Here is an 18802-nt window from a genome sequence, read left to right on the forward strand (position 1 = left end):
AGGTCGTGATCCGGGCGACGGAGAGGTCGTGATCGGCATGGCAGGCAAGGGCGGCGGACGTCCGAGCATCTATCCGACGCTGCTGTACGCGGACCCCAAGGCGGCCATCGAGCAGCTCACGCAGGCGCTGGGCTTCACCGAACTCGCGGTGTACGAGAGCGAGGACGGAGTGGTGCAGCACGCCGAACTGACGCAGGGCAACGGCGCGGTGATGGTGGGCTCCAAGGGCACCGGCAGTGTCTTCGCCGGCGCGATGAAGGGCGCGGGCACCACCGGGGTGTACGTGGTGGTGGACGACGTGGACGCCCACCACCGGCGGGCCGTCGAGCACGGCGTGGAGATCCTGATGCCCCCGACGGACCAGGACTACGGCTCGCGGGACTACATGGCCCGTGACACCGAGGGCAATGTGTGGAGCTTCGGCACGTACGCGCCCGCGATAGGCGCCTAGAAGGCGACTGCGCCTTCGAGCCGTGGACCTCGGCGGCCGTGGCGCCGAGCACTCCGCCGGGGCCGAGTTCGAGGGGCGGCCAGGCGGCTGACACCGGTCCGCCCGGCCCGTGGGCAGCGGTGGCCGGCCGCCCGTGCGATCCGTCGACGGGCTCGGCCCGTTGCCGTCCCGTCCTCCCGTCGGTTCGCCTCGGGACCTTGTCGCCCTTCCGTCGGCCGTCCCGGAGTCTCCCCCGGGCCCTCGGTCAACTGCCCCCGGTGTGCACCTGGAAGGCGGCGCGGCGGACGGCCTTGGCGAGTGCCGGGTCGGGGTGGGCCGCGGCGAGGGCGACCAGGACCTGGACGGTGCGGGGGTGTCCGACCGCGCGAACCTCGGCGAGCAGTGCGGGCACCGTGGGCTGCACCGCGGACTCCAGATGCCGTACGAGCAGCGGGGCCTCGCCGTGGTCGGCGACGGCGGCGGCGGTGTCCACCCAGAGCCAGGTGGCCTCCTCGCGGGTGAGCACCTCGTGGGCGTCCTCGGGGTCGGCGCCGTCGTGCTCGGCGAGCCACAGCAGGGCGTAGGGGCGCAGCGGGGTCTCGTCGACGACGGTGCGCACATCCGGCTCGGCGGGGGCGCCGACGACGCGCAGCGCCTCGAAGGCGAGGCCGCGGATGAGGGCGTCGTCGCCGCGGGCGGCGTCGATGAGTTCGGTGACGGCGGCGCCGACGGGGCGGGCGGCGAGCCAGGCGCGGTACTCGGCGCGGGCGGCGTTCGGGCGGAGTTGGGCGCAGCCGCGGAGCATGTCCTCGGCGGGGGCCTCGATGTTCCCGGCGGGGCTCTGCGCGGCGACGCAGATCTGCTCCAGCTTCACCCACACCGCCCAGCTGCCGAGCGGGGTGAGCGTGGCCTGACCCTCGCCGTAGGTGAGGGCGCCGACGGAGGCGAGGGCGCGCAGGGACCATTCGAGGAGGGGGGCGAGCGGGGTGTCCTCGGTGCCGGGGTCCGCGGCCGGCTCGGGAGCAGGAGGTGTGGCCCGAAGCGCCTCTTCGGCAGGATCGTGGTCGGCGGGTGGGACGTAGGAGACCTCGCAGCGTTCGGTGCGCAGTTCGGTGACGCGCTGTTCGAGGAGGTCGAGGAGCTGCTCCACGGGGACGGGGCCGGCGGAGAGCTGGAGGAAGGAGAGCACCTGCGGCATGGCCGAGACGACCTCGGCGACGGCGGCCGGCTCGTGGTCGGCGGGTTCGGGGTGGGCGATGGACCAGGCGTCGAAGAGCGCCACCCAGCCGCGCAGTACGGCACTGTCGTCACGGTGCCAGGCGCGCAGCCGCCAGCCGGGGCGGGCGCTGTCGCCGTGCACCTCGACGAGACCGGCCAGGCGTGCCGTGTCCCAGTCGTGGCGGACCTGATCCAGGGTCAGCCCGAGTTCGGCAGCGGCCCGTTCCGCGGTCGCGTCGGAGAGGGTGCCCTTGTCGTCGGGGCTCCCGTTCTCGCGGCCGGGCCGGAGGGCGGCGTCGGCCCAGCGGGCGACGCGGGCCGCGTCCGCCAGGACGGTGCGGGCCATGCGGGCGAGTTCCGCGGGCGGAGGGGTGCCCTCCGGGGGCCGGGGAGCCGGTCGGCGGCGCTGGGTCACTGCTGCTCGGGGAGCGGCGGCCAGGGTTCGCGGGCTGACGAGTCGGAGCCTGGAGTCGCGCGGGTTACGGGACGTCACGGGGGCAGTCTTCCGGTTGACGGTCCGAAAACCCAAACGGAATGTCACAGCGGGCGACAGGGGTGGCCAACGCACGGGGTTCAGGAGGGGCTGAGAACGGTGCGGAGCACCACGCTTCAGCACTAAACGGAATGAGCCGTACCTGTCTGCGGCGGCGTGGGCACTCCGGCCGCCGGGTCGGCGCTGCGGGCGGGGAGCGGCGGGCCGCCGGGACGGCGCTGCGGATCGGCGCTGCGGGCCGGGGGCGGTGGGCCGTCGGGGCGGCGCTGGGGGTCGGGGGCGGTGGGAGCGGTCGGTCGCGGCTTCGGGGGTGCCTTGGTCGGCACCGGCCCCGGTGGCTACATCAGGGGGGTCAGGAAGCGGCGGAGGGCCTCTTCGTAGGCGTTCGGGTCGGCGTTCCACATGGCGGCGTGGGGGGCCTGGCGGACGGTGTGGAGGACGACGCGGTCGGGGTGGTGGGCGGCGAGGGCGCGGGAGGGTGCCCAGGGGGCGACGGTGTCGTCGGGGCCGTGGAAGATCAGGACCGGGGTGGCGGGCGGCGGGGCGGTGGTCTCGCCGGCGTGGCCGCCGCGCAGTCCCGTGCGGCCCTGGGCGGCGCGGACCGCGAGGGGCAGCAGGGCGCCGGGGGTGTGACGGGCGGCGGCGAGGGCGCGCAGGGTGGCCGTCCAGTCGAGCACCGGGGAGTCCAGGACGAGCCCGGCGACACGGCTGCGCAGCGGGGAGTGCGTGGCGGCGCGCAGGGCCATGGTCGCGCCGGTGGACCAGCCGTACAGAACCACCTTCGTGGCCCCGTGGTCCACGGCGTGGCGGATGGCCGCGTCGACGTCGCGCCACTCGGTCTCGCCGAGGTGGTTCAGGCCGTCCGGGGAGCGGGGGGCGCCGGTGTCGCCGCGGTAGGCGAGGTCGAGCACCGGGACGCCATGGCGGTGCAGGAACTCCATGACGTTCATGGGGTGTTCGCGAGTGGCGCCCAGGCCGTGCACGGTGATCACCCAGGTGTCGCGTGCCCCGGGCACGAACCAGGCGGGCAGGGTGCCGAGTTCGCCGGGGATGTCGACGTCGCTGTGGTCGAGGCCGAGGGCGGTGCGGGGGTCGCCCGTGTGGGTGTTCGGGGTGAGCCACACCTTGTCGCCGGGCTCCAGGGTGCCGTGGGTGACGCGTTCCAGGCGGCGTACGACGGTGTCGGGGGCGTGTTCGGCGCCGTTCAGGACGCTGCCGACGACGGCGTGGGCGGCTTCGCCGGTGAGGCCGTAGATGCCGGGGCGCCGGGAGGCGATGGCGCGGGTCAGGGCGATCCGGCCCGCGGCGGTGGAGTGCACCGTCAGCCGGGGTTCCGTGGGCAACGGCCGTCCCGGCGGCGCCTTCAGCGCGACGTCACTGGCCAGCCGACCGGCGGCGACACTGGCCGCGCCCGCCACGAACGCGACCCCGACGGCCGCAGCAGCTGCTTTGACTGCACCCATCCGTCCAGTGTCCAGCCCACCCCTGCCTCCGGCCAGTGCGCAATCCCCCTGCGGTGCCCCTCTGTGCCCCATACCAACGAGCGGCACGCCCGGTCGGCCCATCGGCTGAGCGCCGTTGCGGCGGAGAAGAGATGACCGGCGGCATGAAGGGGACTCCGCCATTCACCGCAGCAGCGACCGACCGGCCGATCGAGAGGACCCGGCGTCCGCCGCGGCACTCCGTCTCCCCGCCGCAGCAGTCGGCTTCGCTCCCCCCTGCGGCTCTCCGCTTCCCGCCTCAACGGCGATCAGCCCAACGGATGTGTCCGGCGGTGCCGGTCGTCAGCCCCCGACGGCCTCCCTACCTCGGCTGGCCGTACCCCCGAAGTCGCTCCCCCGCCTCCGCCAGCTGTTCGGGGGTCAGCAGCGTTGGGGTGAGGCCCGGTACGGAGGAGGCGGTCAGCCAGACCCGGCACATCCATTCCAGCTGGGCGGTGTGGTCGAAGGCTTCGGAGAGGGTGTTTCCGTATGTGATCGTGCCGTGGTTCTGGAGGAGGCATGCTGTGCGGCCCGTCAAGGCGCGGAGCATGTTCTCGGCCAACTCCTGGGTGCCGTAGGTCGCGTAGGGGGCGACGCGGACGGGTCCGCCGAGGACGCCGGACATGTAGTGGATCAGCGGCAGCTCGCGGACGAGCGTGGAGACGGCCGTCGCGTGGACGGCGTGGGTGTGGACGACGGCGCGGGCGTCGGTGGTGTTGTGGATCGCCAGGTGCATGGGGAGTTCGCTCGTCGGGCGGAGCGTGCCGAGGACCTGTCGGCCGGAGAGGTCCACGCCCGTCACGTCGGCCGGCGTCAGACGGTCGTACGGGACTCCCGTCGGTGTGACCAGGACGGTGTCCCCGACGCGCACGGAGACATTGCCGGAGGTGCCGACGACCAGTCCGTCGGTCACCGTCCGGCGGGCCGTCGCGACGAGCTCGTCCCACGCCCGCGCGACCTCGTCCGGCGTTCCCCGGCCCGGTACACCTCGCGTTTCCTGTGCGTCCCCACCCGTGTCCCGCTCGTCCCGGGCATTGCGCCGCTGCTCAGCCATGCCGCGATCCTGCCAGGCGGACCGGAGGGGCGGGTCCGGGGCGGGGGCACTGTAGGGCGGAACATAAGCCTCCGGGAGGTCACATATCCGCACGTATCCCCCCTGATCGTGATTGGCCGGTGATCGATCGACATTCGGTGATCTTCCAGTAGCCTCCGGATGTTTGTCGCACATATCGCCATTCCGGGGGGAACATGGCTCGCGATCCCAAACCGTCCCGTCGTCACAACCGCGCGCTCGCCGCCTCGGTCGCCGCGCTCACCCTGGGGGGAACCGCGCTGGTCGAGATCCCCGCCTCGGCCGCCGCCAAGCCCAAGGGACACGATGTCTCCTCGCACCAGAAGAACGTCAACTGGTCCGGCGCCAAGTCGAAGGGCGCCAGGTTCGTCTACGTGAAGGCGACCGAGTCCACCACCTACCGCAACCCGTACTTCGGGCAGCAGTACAACGGCGCCCGGAACGCGGGCCTGATCCGGGGCGCGTACCACTTCGCGCTGCCGCACAAGTCGCCCGGCGAGGCACAGGCCGCGCACTTCGTGCGCAACGGCGGCGACTGGCGCGCGGACGGCTGGACGCTGCCGCCGGCGCTCGACATCGAATACAACCCGTACGACAGGAAGAAGAAGTGCTACGGGCTGAGCGACAGCAAGATGGTCGGCTGGATCAAGTCCTTCAGCGACGAGATCAAGCGCCTCACCGGCCGCCGCCCGGTGATCTACACCACCACCCACTGGTGGAAGACCTGCACCGGCAACAGCAAGGCCTTCGCCGGCGACCACGCGCTGTGGCTGGCCCGGTACAACTCCGCGGGGGCGGGTGAACTGCCGGCCGGGTGGACGTTCTGGACGATCTGGCAGTACGACAACGGCAGCGGGAAGCTGCCGGGTGACCAGAACCTCTTCAACGGGTCGACGTCCCGGCTGAAGGAGTTCGCCAGGGGCTAGGCCCTACGGAACCCGACATTCCGCCTCAGTTCGAGAGGGGGCCACAGTTCCGCCGGGGTTCGACGCACCCGTCGGCGGCAAGCGGAACGGTGGCACCCCTATCACTACACCCGTGCGCCCGCTTCAGTTCATCTTCCGTTCACCCAGGTTACTTAATGTCTAAGAGCCACTGACGTCCGAAAGAAGCCCGGGTAAATGGAAAACTTCTCGCTGATCCTCGCGATCGTGGTGATCACCGCGCTCGCGTTCGATTTTACGAACGGTTTCCACGACACCGCCAACGCGATGGCCACCACCATCTCGACCGGCGCGATGAAGCCCAAGGTCGCGGTGGCCATGTCCGCCGTGCTCAACCTTGTCGGCGCGTTCCTGTCCATAGAGGTCGCCAACACGATCTCCAAAGGCCTTGTCGACGAGTCCGGGATACAGCCGGAAGTGATCTTCGCCGCGCTCGTCGGCGCCATCCTCTGGAACCTCCTGACCTGGCTCGTGGGGCTCCCCTCCAGTTCCTCGCACGCCCTGATGGGCGGCCTGATCGGCGCGACCATCGCCTCGGTCGGCGTCGGCGCGGTGCACGGCGACGTGCTCGTCACCAAGGTGCTGATCCCGGCCGTCGCGGCCCCGCTGGTCGCCGGCATCGCGGCGATGTTCGCCACCCGACTGACGTACAAGCTGGGGAAGCACACGAACGAGAAGGCCTCCGGCAAGGGCTACCGCGCCGGGCAGATCGCCTCCGCGGGCCTGGTCTCGCTGGCCCACGGCACGAACGACGCCCAGAAGACGATGGGCATCATCACCCTGGCCCTGGTCGCCGGTGGCGCCCTCGCCCCCGACTCCGACCCGCCGGTGTGGGTCATCCTCTCCGCGGGCCTCGCCATCGCGCTCGGCACCTACCTGGGCGGCTGGCGCATCATCCGCACCATGGGCAAGGGCCTGACCGACCTCCAGCCGCAGCAGGGCTTCGCCGCCCAGACCAGTGCCGCCACGGTCATCCTGGCCTCCTCGCACCTCGGCTTCTCGCTCTCCACCACGCACTCGGTCTCCGGGTCCGTGATGGGCGCCGGACTCGGCCGCAAGGGCGGTGTGGTCCGCTGGTCCACCGCGACCCGGATGTTCGTCGCCTGGGGTCTGACCCTGCCTGCCGCCGCGCTGGTCGCCGCGCTCGCCGAGCGGGTGACGTCCTTCGGCACCTGGGGCACGACTCTGGTCGCGGTGTTCCTCGTCGCCTCCAGCGCCGCGATCTGGATGATCTCGCGCCGCGAGGTGGTCGATCACACGAACGTCAACGACGCCGGCTCCGACGAGCCCGCCGGTGTGGTGACCACGGCCATCGCCGCGGTGACCCCGCCGCCGGTCGGCACCGTCGCCGAGGACCTCACGACGACGATCCCGACGCCCGCGACCGTCACGCCCGCGACCGCGCCGGCCGCCGCCGAGGCCGCCGCCCCGGTGAACCCGTCCACGCCGACGCCCGCCGTCTGAGCCCCCACCACCCCCTGAGGAAGACTCACCACCATGCACATCGACTGGGCAGCCCTCGGCTCCGTGTTCGGCGTCAGCCTCGTGGTCACCGTGGCCCTCGTCGGCCTCTTCACCCTCGGCATCGTCGGCCTCTCCAAGCGCGAGACCGCGACCGCCGCCGGCGACTCGGCCGCGCTCGCCACCACAGCGGCGTACACCTGCTTCGCCGCTTGTGCGGCGGCGGTGGCGTACGGGATCTACTTGATCATGGCCTGACGTCACTCCGCCCTCTGCGGCACCTGGCCTAAAGCCCCCTCCGTGAATTTGATCACGGAGGGGGCTTTTCTTTAGGTTCTACTTCGCAGAGCGACCGCGTCGAAAAGACACCTGTCGTCCGGACGTCGGCTAGCCGCCGACACCCAACTCACCTACTCTGATAGAGGAGTTGTCATTCGACGTCGGCCGCGCGACCAGTCACGAGCGACACGTACCAGGGAGCGCCATGTCCAGGGACACAGATCCGAGTCTGAACCGCCGCAGACTCCGCATCGAGCTGCGGAAGGCGCGCGAGGACGCCGGCCTCACCCAGCGGGAGGCCGCAGATGCCCTTGAATGGTCCCTGTCAAAGGTGATCCGTCTGGAAGCGGCCACGGTGAGCTTGAGCGTCACCGACCTGCGGGCCCTGCTCCAGCTCTACAACGTGACAGAGCCCGGTCTGGTGGCCGAACTGGAGGACGCCGCCCGCGGCTCCAAGGGGCTGTCCTGGTGGGCGCCGTACAGCGACATGGTGCATCCGCAGTTCGCTCAGTACCTGGGCTATGAGAGCGCCACGACCTCCCTCCGCACCTACCACCCGACGCTGATCCCCGCGCTGTTCCAGACGGAGGACTACGCGATGGCCCAGCTGGCACCGCGATCGGCTCCCGAGGTGGCCCGGCGGTCGGCCGAGCTGCGCACCACGCGCCAGGAGCGGATCTTCGACGGCGAGAAGGGGACGGAGGTGCACATCGTGCTGGACGAGGCGGCGGTCCGGCGGGTCATCGGCGGACCGGGCGTGATGCGCCATCAGCTGGAACACCTCAAAAACATGTCCGAGCACTCCCGAGTCACCATGCGCCTGTTCCCGTTCGCCGCGGGGGCGCACTACAGCGTGGCCGGCTCGTTCACCCTGCTCGGCTTCAAGGACGACGACGACCTGCTCTTCCTCGAAGGCCCGACAGGCATTTCGTCCAGCCGGGACGAACTCGAGCTGACGGCCCGCTACCAGGAGTGCTTCGAGGACATCAGCAGCAAGGCGTACGAAGGCGACCGGATGATCGAGCTGATCGACACGGTCAAGGAAAGTCTCGACAACAGCTGAATCCCGGGAGGGGACTACCCGGGCGACAACGGGGAGGGCCCATGGTGGTCTTCGGGTTCCTTGAGTGGTGCAGGCGGCTGCGCGCGGCCCACTTCGTCACGGCGGGTGACCCTCCCGGGTGCCCTCCCGACTCCGCCGCCGACGAGGACGCGCCGGCCGCACTGGACGACGCCACACTGAAGGCCTACGCCATGCAGCGGCCCGAGTGGGCCGACGCCCTGATCCAGGTGGAGAACGCCCGGGTGGACGGCGAGATAAGGCTGCTGTCGGTCCGGCTGCTGCTGGGCACGGCATGCGGAAGCGTGCTGCTGTTCAGCATCGCCGTGGCCGCCCGGGTGACCCCCGGCATCCGTCTGGGAGTGCTCACCCCGCTGTCCACAGCCGCGTTGGGTGCTCTCGCCGCGGCGATCGTCACGGCGCTCGCCGCCGGGATCGGCAAGGCGCTGCGCAGCCGCTCGGGGGCCGCGCAGTCACCTGTCGTCAACGATCCCGCGCGTCCTTCGGGCGAGCCGCCGTCAGAGCCCGGTCCAGAACGCGGAGGCGCTCCGCGCCAGGAGTGAGCCCCCACCACAGCCCGGCACTCGCGGCCGCGAGAACGGTCACCACCAGCCACACGAGGAGCTTGGCCTCGGAACCCGGTACCAGCAGTGCGGCGACCGCGCCGAGACCGACTGCCAGCACTCCCGTCACCAGGGAGAAGAGCGCGAGTGGGGCTGCTGTGGACAAGGACAGGCGCGAGGTACGGGATCCTCCCGCGCGCGTCGGGACTTGCTTGGCCCTGTCTCCCATATGGGTCCCTCCCGTCCCGCCGGACGGCCCTCAGAAACCGTCCGCTGCCGGGTTCTCAAGTTCAGCCAGCAAACCACACCAAGCAGCGGCCGGAAAGACGAGCACCGGCCCTTCACGCCGTTTCGAGTCACGCACCAGGACGCGCGCCCCCTCGACGGCGACTTCGACACAGGTGTTGGTGTCCCCGCCCGAATAGCTGCTCTTCCACCACACCCGCGCCGACGAATCCCTGCCGACCACACCGACCTCCTCCAAGCCCCACGAGTCAGCGCACCGACACGGCGTCCATCGCAACGACCCGAGCGCCGTGTCCGACCGCCGCCCCGAGGCGGCGGCAGCCCCGGCCACACCAGGTTCGTCTCCCCGCAACGAATCACCCAATGCCGCTCGTCGGCGCTCAGCTTTCGTACTGCCGTTCCCTCAAGTGTTCCCACCCAGGGCGTCGGGAAAGAGTGCGGAAACCGCCGATTCGGGCGTCTGACGATATTTCAGCGGTGTGGGCCTCAGCACACCGCTGCGCCGCAGGTCAAGAGCAAGTTGACGGGTCTTCCAGGGCCGTGGTGGACTGCCGGGGCCATGTACGACGGCAGGAGAGGAAGCCGGTGCGAGTCCGGCGCGGTCCCGCCACTGTCACCGGGGAGGAACCTTCCCGGGAGCCAGGAACTCTCGCCGTCGGTCTCGTCGAACCAGGGCGTGGACACCCTGAGTGAGGACATATCGCCATGCGCGGCTGCCGATCTAGCGTCACCACCTGGTCCCTGACCGATCTCGCGACCGGCTGACCGCATGCGTGCCGATCGCGTCTTCGCGTACGGCGCCGCCGCCGGACTCCTCGGTGACCTGCTGCTCGGCGATCCGCGCCGGGGGCATCCGGTCGCCGCGTTCGGGCGGGCCGCCGCCGCCGTGGAGCGGGTGCTGTGGCGGGACCACCGTGGGTGGGGGGCGCTGCACACCGCCGTGTGCGCCGGTGGCGCCGTCACGCTCGGTGCCGTCGCCGCCCGGGCCGTACGTACCTCTCCCGCCGCCTCCGTCGCGCTGACCGGCGTCGCCACCTGGGCCGTCGTCGGGGGGACTTCGCTCGCCCGTGAGGCCAGGACCATCGGGCGGGCGCTGGAGGCAGGGGACGTCGAGGCCGCCCGGATTCGGCTGCCGCATCTGTGTGGGCGGGATCCTCAGGCCCTCGACGCGGACGGTATCGCCCGGGCCGTCGTGGAGTCCGTAGCCGAGAACACCTCCGACGCCGTCGTGGGGGCGCTCGTGTGGGGGGCCGTCGGCGGGGTGCCGGGGCTTCTGGGGTTCCGGGCCGTCAACACGCTCGACGCCATGGTCGGGCACAAGTCGCCACGCTACCGGCGGTACGGGTGGGCCTCCGCCCGGCTCGACGACCTCGCCGGCTGGCCGGGGGCCCGGCTGACCGCCGCGCTCGCCGCCGTCGCCGGGGACGAGCCCCGAGGGGCCGTACGGGCCTGGCGGGCCGACGCCCACGCGCACCCGAGCCCCAACGCCGGGCCCGTGGAGGCGTCGTTCGCGGGGGCCCTCGGGGTGCGGCTGGGCGGGACGTTGTCGTACGGGGGGCGGGTCGAGCATCGGCCGGTGCTGAATGAGGAGGGGCGTTCCGTGGAGGTTCACGACATCGAGCGGGCCGTACGGCTGTCCCGCCGGGTCGGTCTGCTCGCGCTCGGCGTCGGGATCGCCGCGCGCTTCGTGGTGAGGAGGCGCGCCTCGTGAAGGGCGGGTTGCTCGTCGCCGGTACCACCTCCGACGCCGGGAAGAGTGTCGTCACCGCCGGGATCTGCCGGTGGTTGGCGCGGCAGGGGGTCGAGGTCGCGCCGTTCAAGGCGCAGAACATGTCCCTCAATTCGTTCGTGACGAGGGAGGGCGCCGAGATCGGGCGGGCGCAGGCCATGCAGGCGCAGGCCTGTCGCGTCGAGCCGACGGCGCTGATGAATCCCGTGCTGCTCAAGCCCGGTGGCGAGCAGAGCAGTCAGGTCGTGCTGCTCGGGAAGCCGGTGGGCGAGCTCAGTGCGCGCGGGTACCACGGCGGGCGGCAGCAGAAGTTGCTGGGGACCGTGTTGGACTGTCTCGCCGAGTTGCGGGGCACGTATGACGCGGTGATCTGTGAGGGGGCCGGTTCGCCCGCCGAGATCAATCTCCGGCGGACCGACATCGTGAACATGGGGATCGCCCGGAACGCCGGGCTCCCCGTGCTCGTGGTCGGCGACATCGACCGCGGGGGCGTCTTCGCCTCCTTCTTCGGCACCGTGGCCCTGCTCTCGCCCGAGGACCAGGCGCTCGTCGCCGGGTTCCTCGTCAACAAGTTCCGCGGTGACGTCTCCCTGCTGGAGCCGGGCCTCGACATGCTGCACGGGCTCACCGGGCGGCGTACGTACGGGGTGCTGCCCTTCCGGCACGGGCTCGGCATCGACGAGGAGGACGGGCTGCGAGTCTCCCTGCGGGGGACCGTGCGGGAGTCGAACGTGGCTCCCCCGGTGGGTGAGGACGTGCTGCGGGTCGCCGTCTGTGCCATCCCGCTCATGTCCAACTTCACGGACGTCGACGCGCTGGCCGCCGAACCGGGCGTCGTCGTGCGGTTCGTGGACCGGCCGGAGGAGCTGGCCGACGCCGACCTCGTCGTCATACCGGGGACCCGGGGGACCGTACGGGCGCTGGAGTGGCTGCGGGAACGCGGGCTGGCCGACGCCCTGAAGCACAGGGCCGCCGAGCAGCGGCCCGTCCTCGGGATCTGCGGTGGCTTCCAGATCCTCGGTGAGCGCATCGAGGACGAGGTCGAGAGCCGGCGGGGACGCGTCGAGGGGCTCGGGGTGCTTCCCGTCCGTGTGCGGTTCGCCCGCGAGAAGACCCTCACCCGGCCTGTCGGCGAAGCCCTCGGAGAGCGCGTCGAGGGGTACGAGATCCACCACGGGATCGCCGACGTCAGCGGCGGCGACACGTTCATCTCCGATGACGAAGGACACAGCTTGGACGGCTGCCGGGTCGGGCAGACCTGGGGCACGCACTGGCACGGGTCGCTGGAGTCGGACGGGTTCCGGCGGGCCTTCCTGCGCGAGGTGGCCGCCGCCGCGGGACGCCGCTTCGTCCCGGCCGCCGACACGTCGTTCGCCACGCTGCGCGAGGAACAGCTCGACCGGCTCGGCGATCTGATCGAGGAACACGCGGACACGGACGCGCTCTGGCGGCTCATCGAGTCGGGCGCGCCGCAAGGACTGCCTTTCATTCCACCGGGAGCGCCCGCATGAGCACAGTGTTGTTGTTGTCCACCGCCGACACGGATCTGCTGGCGGCCCGGGCCGCTTCCGGCGTCTCGTACCGGATCGGCAATCCGACCCGGGTGGACGTGACGGAGGAGCTGCCCGGTCTGCTCGACGGCGCGGACATCGCCGTCGTACGGCTGCTGGGCGGCAAGCGGGCCTGGGAGGAGGGGCTGGCCAAGCTGAAGGCGTCGGGCATTCCGACCGTGCTGCTGGGTGGCGAGGCCGTGCCGGACGCGGAGTTGATGGCCGAGTCGTCCGTCCCGGCCGGGGTGGTGGCGGAGGCGCTGAAGTACCTCGTCGAGGGCGGGCCCGCCAACCTCACCGAACTCGCCCGCTTCCTGTCCGACACCGTGCTCCTGACGGGCGAGGGCTTCGTCGAACCGCAGAAGATGCCGGAGTACGGCGTCCATGGCTCCCGTGCGCAGGAGAGCGGCCGGCCGACCGTCGGTGTGCTCTTCTACCGGGCCCATGAGCTGAGCGGCAACACCGCGTTCGTGGACACGCTGTGCGACGCGATCGAGGCGCGGGGCGCCAACGCTCTTCCCGTCTACTGCGGTTCGCTGCGCGGCGCCGACGCCGGACTGTACGAGCTGCTGGCGAAGGCGGACGCGTTGGTCGCCACCGTCCTCGCCGCCGGTGGCACACACGCCTCGCAGGCCTCGGCCGGTGGTGACGAGGAGGCCTGGGACATCGGGGCGCTGGCCGACCTCGACATCCCGGTTCTGCAAGGGCTCTGCCTCACCTCGTCGCACGCCACCTGGGACGAGTCGGACGCCGCCCTCTCCCCCATGGACGCGGCGATGCAGGTCGCGATCCCGGAGTTCGACGGGCGGCTCATCACCGTGCCGTTCTCGTTCAAGGAGCAGGGTCCGGACGACGTTCCGGTGTACGTCGCCGACCCGGAGCGGGCCGGGCGGGTCGCCGGGATCGCCGTACGGCACGCCCGGTTGAAGCACAAGCCGAACGCGGAGAAGCGGCTGGCCCTGGTCTTCACCGCCTACCCGACCAAGCACTCGCGGGTCGGCAACGCGGTCGGCCTCGACACGCCCGCCTCGGCGGTACGAGTGCTGGACGCACTGCGGGACGCGGGGTACTCGCTCACCGAATACCCCTCCGGCGGCGACGAGTTGATCCACCGGCTGATCGAGGCCGGCGGGCACGACGTCGAGTGGCTGACGGAGGAGCAGCTGGCCTCCGCGCCCGCGCGGGTGCCGCTCGCCGACTACCGGGCGTGGTTCGACAAGCTCGACCCGGAACTCAAGGGTGCGATGACCGAGGCGTGGGGCGAGCCGCCGGGCTCGCTGTACGTGGACGGGGACGACATCGTGCTCGCGTCCCTCCAGTTCGGGAACGTCGTCGTGATGATCCAGCCGCCGCGCGGCTTCGGCGAGAACCCGATCGCGATCTACCACGACCCCGACATGCCGCCGTCGCACCACTACATGGCGGCGTACCGGTGGCTGGAGAACAGTTTCGGCGCCGACGCGATCGTGCACATGGGCAAGCACGGCACGATGGAGTGGCTGCCGGGCAAGGGGCTGGGGCTGAGCGGGGGTTGCGCGCCGGACGCCGTCCTCGGGGATCTGCCTCTCATCTACCCCTTCATCGTCAACGACCCCGGTGAGGGCACCCAGGCCAAGCGGCGCGGGCACGCCACGGTGGTCGACCACCTGGTGCCGCCGATGGCGCGGGCCGACACGTACGGCGATCTGGCGAAGCTGGAGCAGCTGCTCGACGAGTACGCGCTGGTGTCCGACCTGGACCCGACGAAGGCGCCGGCCGTACGCGCCCAGATCTGGACCCTCGTCAAGGCCGCCGAGCTGCACCACGACCTGCATGTGGCGGAGCAGCCGGAGGACGACGAGTTCGACGAGTTCGTCATGCACATCGACGGCTATCTGTGCGAGATCAAGGACGTGCAGATCAGGGACGGTCTGCACATTCTGGGCGGCGGGCCGGTCGGTGAGCCGCGCGTGAACCTGGTGCTGGCCGTACTGCGGGCCTCGCAGGTGTGGGGCGGGCAGGCCAACGCCCTGCCGGGGCTGCGGGCTTCGCTGGCCGCCCACTTCGGCCTCAGCGAGAAGGAGTTGCTGGCCGAGCCGGGGGCTCCGGTGAAGATGCCGGTGGAGCTGACCGAACTGGTCGAGGGTCCGTCGCGTACGGCGGCCGACGCGATCGACCTGCTGGAGCGGCTGTGCCGGCGGATCGCGGAGGGCATGGAGGCGCGGGACTGGGACGTCACGGTCGTCCCGGCGCTGGTGCGCGGGGTGCTCGGCGTCGAACTCCAGGACGCCGTCGCGGTGTTGGAGTTCGCGTGCAACGAGGTCGTGCCTCGGCTGGCGAAGACCACGGACGAGATCGGGCACATCCTGCGGGCGCTGGACGGCGGTTACGTCCCGGCGGGCCCGTCCGGCTCGCCCACGCGCGGTCTGGTGAACGTGCTGCCGACCGGCCGGAACTTCTACTCCGTCGACCCCAAGGCCATTCCGTCCCGGCTGAGCTGGGAGGTCGGGCAGTCGCTCGCCGACTCGCTCGTGCAGCGGTATCTGGCCGACACCGGTGAGTACCCGAAGTCCGTCGGGCTCACGGTGTGGGGGACGTCCGCGATGCGTACGCAGGGCGACGACATCGCGGAGATCCTGGCGCTGCTGGGCTGCCGTCCGGTGTGGGACGACGCGTCGCGCCGGGTGACCGGGTTCGAGGTCGTGCCGCTGGAGGAGCTGGGCCGGCCGCGTGTCGACGTCACGGTGCGTATCTCCGGGTTCTTCCGGGACGCGTTCCCGCATGTGGTGGGGCTGATCGACGACGCGGTTCGGGCGGTGGCCGAGCTGGACGAGCCGGCCTCGCAGAACTTCGTCAAGGCGCACGCCGACGAGGACGCCGCCGAGCACGGTGACCGGAGGCGGGCCACGGCTCGGATCTTCGGGTCGAAGCCGGGGGCTTATGGGGCCGGGTTGCTGCCGTTGATCGACGCGCGGAACTGGCGGTCGGACGCCGACCTCGCCGAGGTGTACGCCGTCTGGGGTGGTTACGCGTACGGGCGCGGGCTGGACGGGCGGGCGGCTCGGGGCGACATGGAGACGGCGTTCCGGCGGATCGCGGTGGCGGCGAAGAACGTGGACACCCGCGAGCACGACCTCGTCGACGCCGACGACTACTTCCAGTACCACGGTGGCATGGTCGCCATGGTGCGGCATCTGACGGGGGCCTCCCCGGAGGCGTACGTCGGTGACAGTGCCGTACCGGACCAGGTGAAGACACGGACACTGGGCGAGGAGACGCACAGGGTTTTCCGGGCGCGTGTCGTCAACCCGCGCTGGATGGCGGCCATGAGGCGCCACGGCTACAAGGGCGCCTTCGAGATGGCGGCGACCGTGGACTACCTGTTCGGGTACGACGCCACGGCGGGCGTCGTGGACGACTGGATGTACGAGAAATTGGCATCCGAGTACGTGTTCTCGCCGGAGAACCAGGAGTTCATGCGCAAGTCCAACCCATGGGCTCTGAGGGGCATCACGGAGCGCCTGCTGGAGGCCGCTGACCGCGGGCTCTGGGCGGAGCCGGACCAGGAGACCCTGGACCGGCTCCGGGCGACGTACCTCGAACTCGAGGGAGATCTGGAGGGGGACGAGTGACGTCTCCTGGAACCCCCGCAGCAGCGGGGAGCAAGTCAGTCAAAGGAGTGATCGCAGCGTGAGCACCCCCTTCCCTTTCACAGCCGTCGTCGGCCAGGACGACTTGCGGCTCGCGCTGCTGCTGAACGCCGTGTCTCCGGCGGTCGGCGGTGTGCTGGTGCGCGGTGAGAAGGGCACTGCCAAGTCGACGGCGGTACGGGCGCTCTCGGCGCTCATGCCCACGCTGGACGTCGTCTCCGAATGCCGTTTCTCGTGTGACCCCGCTTCCCCCGACCCGGCGTGTCCGGACGGTCCGCATGAGGCGGGTGCCTTCGAGACGCGCCCGGCGCGGATGGTCGAGTTGCCCGTCGGCGCCTCCGAGGACCGGCTCGTCGGGGCGCTCGACATCGAGCGGGCGCTGGCGGAGGGCGTGAAGGCCTTCGAGCCGGGGCTCCTCGCGGACGCGCACCGGGGAATCCTCTACGTCGACGAAGTCAACCTCCTCCACGACCATCTGGTCGACCTGCTGCTGGACGCCGCCGCCATGGGCGCCTCGTACGTCGAACGTGAGGGCGTCTCCGTACGACACCAGGCTCGTTTCCTGCTGGTCGGGACCATGAATCCCGAGGAAGGGGAGCTCAGGCCCCAACTCCTCGACCGGTTCGGGTTGACCGTCGAGGTCGCCGCCTCGCGGGAGCCCGAGCAGCGGGTGGAGGTCGTACGGCGGCGGCTCGCGTACGACGACGATCCGGTCGGGTTCGCCGCGCGGTGGGCGGACGAGGAGGCCGCCGTACGGCAGCGGATCGTGGCGGCGCGGGAGTTGTTGCCGCGGGTGCGGCTGAGTGACGGGGCGTTGCGGCAGATCGCGGCCACCTGCGCGGCCTTCGAGGTGGACGGTATGCGCGCCGACATCGTGATGGCGCGGACGGCCACCGCGCTGGCCGCGTGGGCCGGGCGGACCGAGGTGCTCGCCGAGGACGTGCGGCAGGCGGCGCTGCTGGCGCTGCCGCACCGGCGGCGCAGGAATCCTTTCGATGCGCCCGGTCTCGACGAGGACAAGCTCGACGAGACGTTGGAGCAGTTCTCGGGGGAAGGTGACGACGACCCCGATCCCGAGGGTCCCGGGGGCGGTGGGCAGCCGTCGCCGGACGCCGGGCCGCAGGACGGGGACACCGCCGCGCAGCCCGAGGCCGGGGAGGGCGGTGAGCCGCAGGCCTCCGGTGCCGGTTCGGGTGAGCAGTCCGCCGTGCGGGCCGCCGAGCCGTTCCGTACGAAGGTGCTGAGTGTGCCGGGAGTCGGCGAGGGTGCCGCCGGGCGGCGGTCGCGGGCGCGGAACGAGTACGGGCGGACCACGGGGGCCCGGCGGCCCCAGGGTGCCCTCACCAAGCTGCACTTGGCCGCCACCGTGCAGGCTGCCGCGCCGCATCAGCGGGCGCGGGGGCGGTCCGGGCCGGGGCTCATCGTGCAGCGGGACGATCTGCGGCAGGTCACGCGCGAGGGGCGTGAGGGGAATCTCGTGCTGTTCGTCGTCGACGCCTCCGGGTCGATGGCGGCTCGGCAGCGGATGAGTGCCGTGAAGGGCGCTGTGCTTTCGCTGTTGCTGGATGCGTATCAGCGGCGGGACAAGGTCGGGCTGGTGACGTTTCGGGGGTCGGCCGCGGATGTGGCTCTGCCGCCGACCTCGTCCGTCGACGCCGCTGCCGCCCGGCTGGAGTCGTTGCCGACCGGTGGGCGGACTCCGCTGGCCGCCGGACTGCTCAAGGCGCATGACGTGCTACGGGTCGAGCGGTTGCGGGATCCGGCGCGGCGGGCACTGGTTGTCGTGGTGACCGATGGGCGGGCCACCGGTGGGCCGGAGCCGGTGGCGCTCGCGGGACGGGCGGCCCGGCTGTTCGCCGCCGAGGGTGTCGCTTCCGTCGTCGTGGACTGTGAGTCGGGGCCCGTGCGGCTGGGGCTGGCCGGGCGGTTGGCCGGTGAGCTGGGCGGTACGGCGGTGACGCTGGACGAGCTTCGGGCGGACTCCATCGCCGGGCTCGTGCGGGACGTGCAGGGGACTTCGAGGAGGGTCGCGTAATGCCTCAGGGACAGCCGAGTGTGGTGCCGGACGACGGGCTGACGACTCGTCAGCGTCGTAATCGACCGCTCGTGGTCGTGCACACGGGCATCGGGAAGGGCAAGTCGACCGCCGCCTTCGGGCTGGCGTTGCGGGCCTGGAACCAGGGGTGGCCGATCGGGGTGTTCCAGTTCGTCAAGTCGGCGAAGTGGAAGGTCGGCGAGGAGCGGGCGCTGCGGGTGCTCGGGGACTCCGGGGAGGGCGGGTCCGTCGCCTGGCACAAGATGGGCGAGGGGTGGTCCTGGGTCCAGCGCGACCTTCAGGGGGACAACCTCAGCAACGAGGAGAAGGCCCGGGAGGGCTGGGAGCAGGTCAAGCGGGACCTCGCCGCCGAGACGTACCAGCTGTACGTGCTCGACGAGTTCGCGTACCCGATGCACTGGGGGTGGGTCGACACCGACGAGGTCATCGATGTGCTGCGTGATCGGCCCGGGACCCAGCATGTCGTCATCACCGGGCGGAACGCGCCCGAGAAGCTCGTCGACTTCGCGGATCTCGTGACCGACATGTCCAAGGTCAAGCACCCCATGGACGTCGGTCAGAAGGGTCAGAGGGGCATCGAGTGGTGACCCC

Annotated in this window: 15 protein-coding genes and 1 riboswitch; of the genes, 11 read left to right on the forward strand and 4 right to left on the reverse strand. The window is 71.5% G+C overall.

Going from position 1 to position 18802, the window contains the following annotated elements; genetic code table 11:
- The first annotated feature begins 28 nt into the window (after nt 1-28).
- The gene (locus STRIP9103_RS40115) at nt 29-451 is read left to right on the forward strand and encodes a VOC family protein (protein ID WP_009338061.1); all 423 of its coding nucleotides are present in this window, start codon (nt 29-31) and stop codon (nt 449-451) included.
- 244 nt (nt 452-695) lie between these two features.
- Here STRIP9103_RS40115 and STRIP9103_RS40120 read toward each other — a convergent pair whose 3' ends face one another.
- The 3 genes from STRIP9103_RS40120 to STRIP9103_RS40130 form a co-directional block, all read right to left on the reverse strand.
- Nucleotides 696-2141: a hypothetical protein gene (locus STRIP9103_RS40120; RefSeq protein ID WP_181800585.1), complete on the reverse strand. Its 1446-nt coding sequence runs from the start codon at nt 2139-2141 to the stop codon at nt 696-698.
- Nucleotides 2142-2479: 338 nt separating this feature from the next.
- Nucleotides 2480-3604: an alpha/beta hydrolase family protein gene (locus STRIP9103_RS40125; RefSeq protein WP_009338002.1), complete on the reverse strand. Its 1125-nt coding sequence runs from the start codon at nt 3602-3604 to the stop codon at nt 2480-2482.
- Between the two features lie 340 nt (nt 3605-3944).
- Nucleotides 3945-4676 carry a class II aldolase/adducin family protein gene (locus STRIP9103_RS40130; RefSeq protein ID WP_009338004.1) on the reverse strand — a complete coding sequence of 244 codons (732 nt, stop codon included), beginning with the start codon at nt 4674-4676 and terminating at the stop codon, nt 3945-3947.
- A 194-nt stretch (nt 4677-4870) separates the two neighbouring features.
- On the opposite strand from STRIP9103_RS40130, the gene STRIP9103_RS40135 reads away from it, so the two are divergent.
- The 5 genes from STRIP9103_RS40135 (at nt 4871) to STRIP9103_RS40155 (ending at nt 9001) form a co-directional block, all read left to right on the forward strand.
- Nucleotides 4871-5620 carry a lysozyme gene (locus tag STRIP9103_RS40135; protein WP_009337989.1) on the forward strand — a complete coding sequence of 250 codons (750 nt, stop codon included), beginning with the start codon at nt 4871-4873 and terminating at the stop codon, nt 5618-5620.
- A gap of 195 nt (nt 5621-5815) precedes the next feature.
- Nucleotides 5816-7102: an inorganic phosphate transporter gene (locus STRIP9103_RS40140; protein ID WP_009337993.1), complete on the forward strand. Its 1287-nt coding sequence runs from the start codon at nt 5816-5818 to the stop codon at nt 7100-7102.
- Nucleotides 7103-7135: 33 nt separating this feature from the next.
- Nucleotides 7136-7357: a hypothetical protein gene (locus STRIP9103_RS40145; RefSeq protein ID WP_009338018.1), complete on the forward strand. Its 222-nt coding sequence runs from the start codon at nt 7136-7138 to the stop codon at nt 7355-7357.
- Nucleotides 7358-7583: 226 nt separating this feature from the next.
- Nucleotides 7584-8441, forward strand: coding sequence for a helix-turn-helix domain-containing protein (locus tag STRIP9103_RS40150; RefSeq protein WP_009338027.1), 858 nt, complete (start codon nt 7584-7586; stop codon nt 8439-8441).
- Between the two features lie 41 nt (nt 8442-8482).
- Nucleotides 8483-9001, forward strand: a complete 519-nt coding sequence (locus STRIP9103_RS40155; RefSeq protein ID WP_009337961.1) for a hypothetical protein — start codon at nt 8483-8485, stop codon at nt 8999-9001.
- Between the two features lie 259 nt (nt 9002-9260).
- Here the strand turns inward: STRIP9103_RS40155 and STRIP9103_RS47815 are convergent, their stop codons facing one another.
- On the reverse strand, nt 9261-9470 hold the full coding sequence (locus STRIP9103_RS47815) for a DUF397 domain-containing protein (RefSeq protein ID WP_009338063.1): 210 nt from the start codon (nt 9468-9470) through the stop codon (nt 9261-9263).
- A gap of 304 nt (nt 9471-9774) precedes the next feature.
- A riboswitch (cobalamin riboswitch) is annotated at nt 9775-9915 on the forward strand.
- A 101-nt stretch (nt 9916-10016) separates the two neighbouring features.
- Between STRIP9103_RS47815 and STRIP9103_RS40160 the strand changes: the two genes are divergently transcribed.
- Genes STRIP9103_RS40160 through cobO form a run of 5 tightly spaced genes read left to right on the forward strand, consistent with a single transcriptional unit; the run spans nt 10017 to nt 18798 of the window.
- Entirely contained in the window at nt 10017-10958 is a 942-nt protein-coding gene (locus STRIP9103_RS40160) for a cobalamin biosynthesis protein (protein WP_009337946.1), read from the forward strand.
- Nucleotides 10955-12487, forward strand: a complete 1533-nt coding sequence (locus STRIP9103_RS40165; protein ID WP_009337941.1) for a cobyric acid synthase — start codon at nt 10955-10957, stop codon at nt 12485-12487. The genes STRIP9103_RS40160 and STRIP9103_RS40165 overlap by 4 nt, the downstream gene beginning before the upstream one ends.
- The gene (gene cobN, locus STRIP9103_RS40170; protein WP_048821880.1) at nt 12484-16137 is read left to right on the forward strand and encodes a cobaltochelatase subunit CobN; all 3654 of its coding nucleotides are present in this window, start codon (nt 12484-12486) and stop codon (nt 16135-16137) included. The genes STRIP9103_RS40165 and cobN overlap by 4 nt, the downstream gene beginning before the upstream one ends.
- A gap of 58 nt (nt 16138-16195) precedes the next feature.
- The gene (locus STRIP9103_RS40175) at nt 16196-18190 is read left to right on the forward strand and encodes a putative cobaltochelatase (RefSeq protein ID WP_009337959.1); all 1995 of its coding nucleotides are present in this window, start codon (nt 16196-16198) and stop codon (nt 18188-18190) included.
- The gene (cobO, locus tag STRIP9103_RS40180) at nt 18190-18798 is read left to right on the forward strand and encodes a cob(I)yrinic acid a,c-diamide adenosyltransferase (protein ID WP_009338047.1); all 609 of its coding nucleotides are present in this window, start codon (nt 18190-18192) and stop codon (nt 18796-18798) included. The genes STRIP9103_RS40175 and cobO overlap by 1 nt, the downstream gene beginning before the upstream one ends.
- The last annotated feature ends 4 nt before the right edge of the window (nt 18799-18802 follow it).

It is taken from the genome of Streptomyces ipomoeae 91-03 (assembly GCF_000317595.1).
GTDB lineage: Bacteria > Actinomycetota > Actinomycetes > Streptomycetales > Streptomycetaceae > Streptomyces > Streptomyces ipomoeae.

Excerpts from the sequence above, each read along its gene's own strand:
- STRIP9103_RS40125 (WP_009338002.1), bottom strand. The coding sequence starts at position 3,604 with ATGGGTGCAGTCAAAGCAGCTGCTGCGGCCGTCGGGGTCGCGTTCGTG.
- STRIP9103_RS40130 (WP_009338004.1), bottom strand. The coding sequence starts at position 4,676 with ATGGCTGAGCAGCGGCGCAATGCCCGGGACGAGCGGGACACGGGTGGG.
- STRIP9103_RS40135 (WP_009337989.1), top strand. The coding sequence starts at position 4,871 with ATGGCTCGCGATCCCAAACCGTCCCGTCGTCACAACCGCGCGCTCGCC.
- STRIP9103_RS40140 (WP_009337993.1), top strand. The coding sequence starts at position 5,816 with ATGGAAAACTTCTCGCTGATCCTCGCGATCGTGGTGATCACCGCGCTC.
- STRIP9103_RS40145 (WP_009338018.1), top strand. The coding sequence starts at position 7,136 with ATGCACATCGACTGGGCAGCCCTCGGCTCCGTGTTCGGCGTCAGCCTC.
- STRIP9103_RS40150 (WP_009338027.1), top strand. The coding sequence starts at position 7,584 with ATGTCCAGGGACACAGATCCGAGTCTGAACCGCCGCAGACTCCGCATC.
- STRIP9103_RS40155 (WP_009337961.1), top strand. The coding sequence starts at position 8,483 with ATGGTGGTCTTCGGGTTCCTTGAGTGGTGCAGGCGGCTGCGCGCGGCC.
- STRIP9103_RS40160 (WP_009337946.1), top strand. The coding sequence starts at position 10,017 with ATGCGTGCCGATCGCGTCTTCGCGTACGGCGCCGCCGCCGGACTCCTC.
- cobN (WP_048821880.1), top strand. The coding sequence starts at position 12,484 with ATGAGCACAGTGTTGTTGTTGTCCACCGCCGACACGGATCTGCTGGCG.
- cobO (WP_009338047.1), top strand. The coding sequence starts at position 18,190 with ATGCCTCAGGGACAGCCGAGTGTGGTGCCGGACGACGGGCTGACGACT.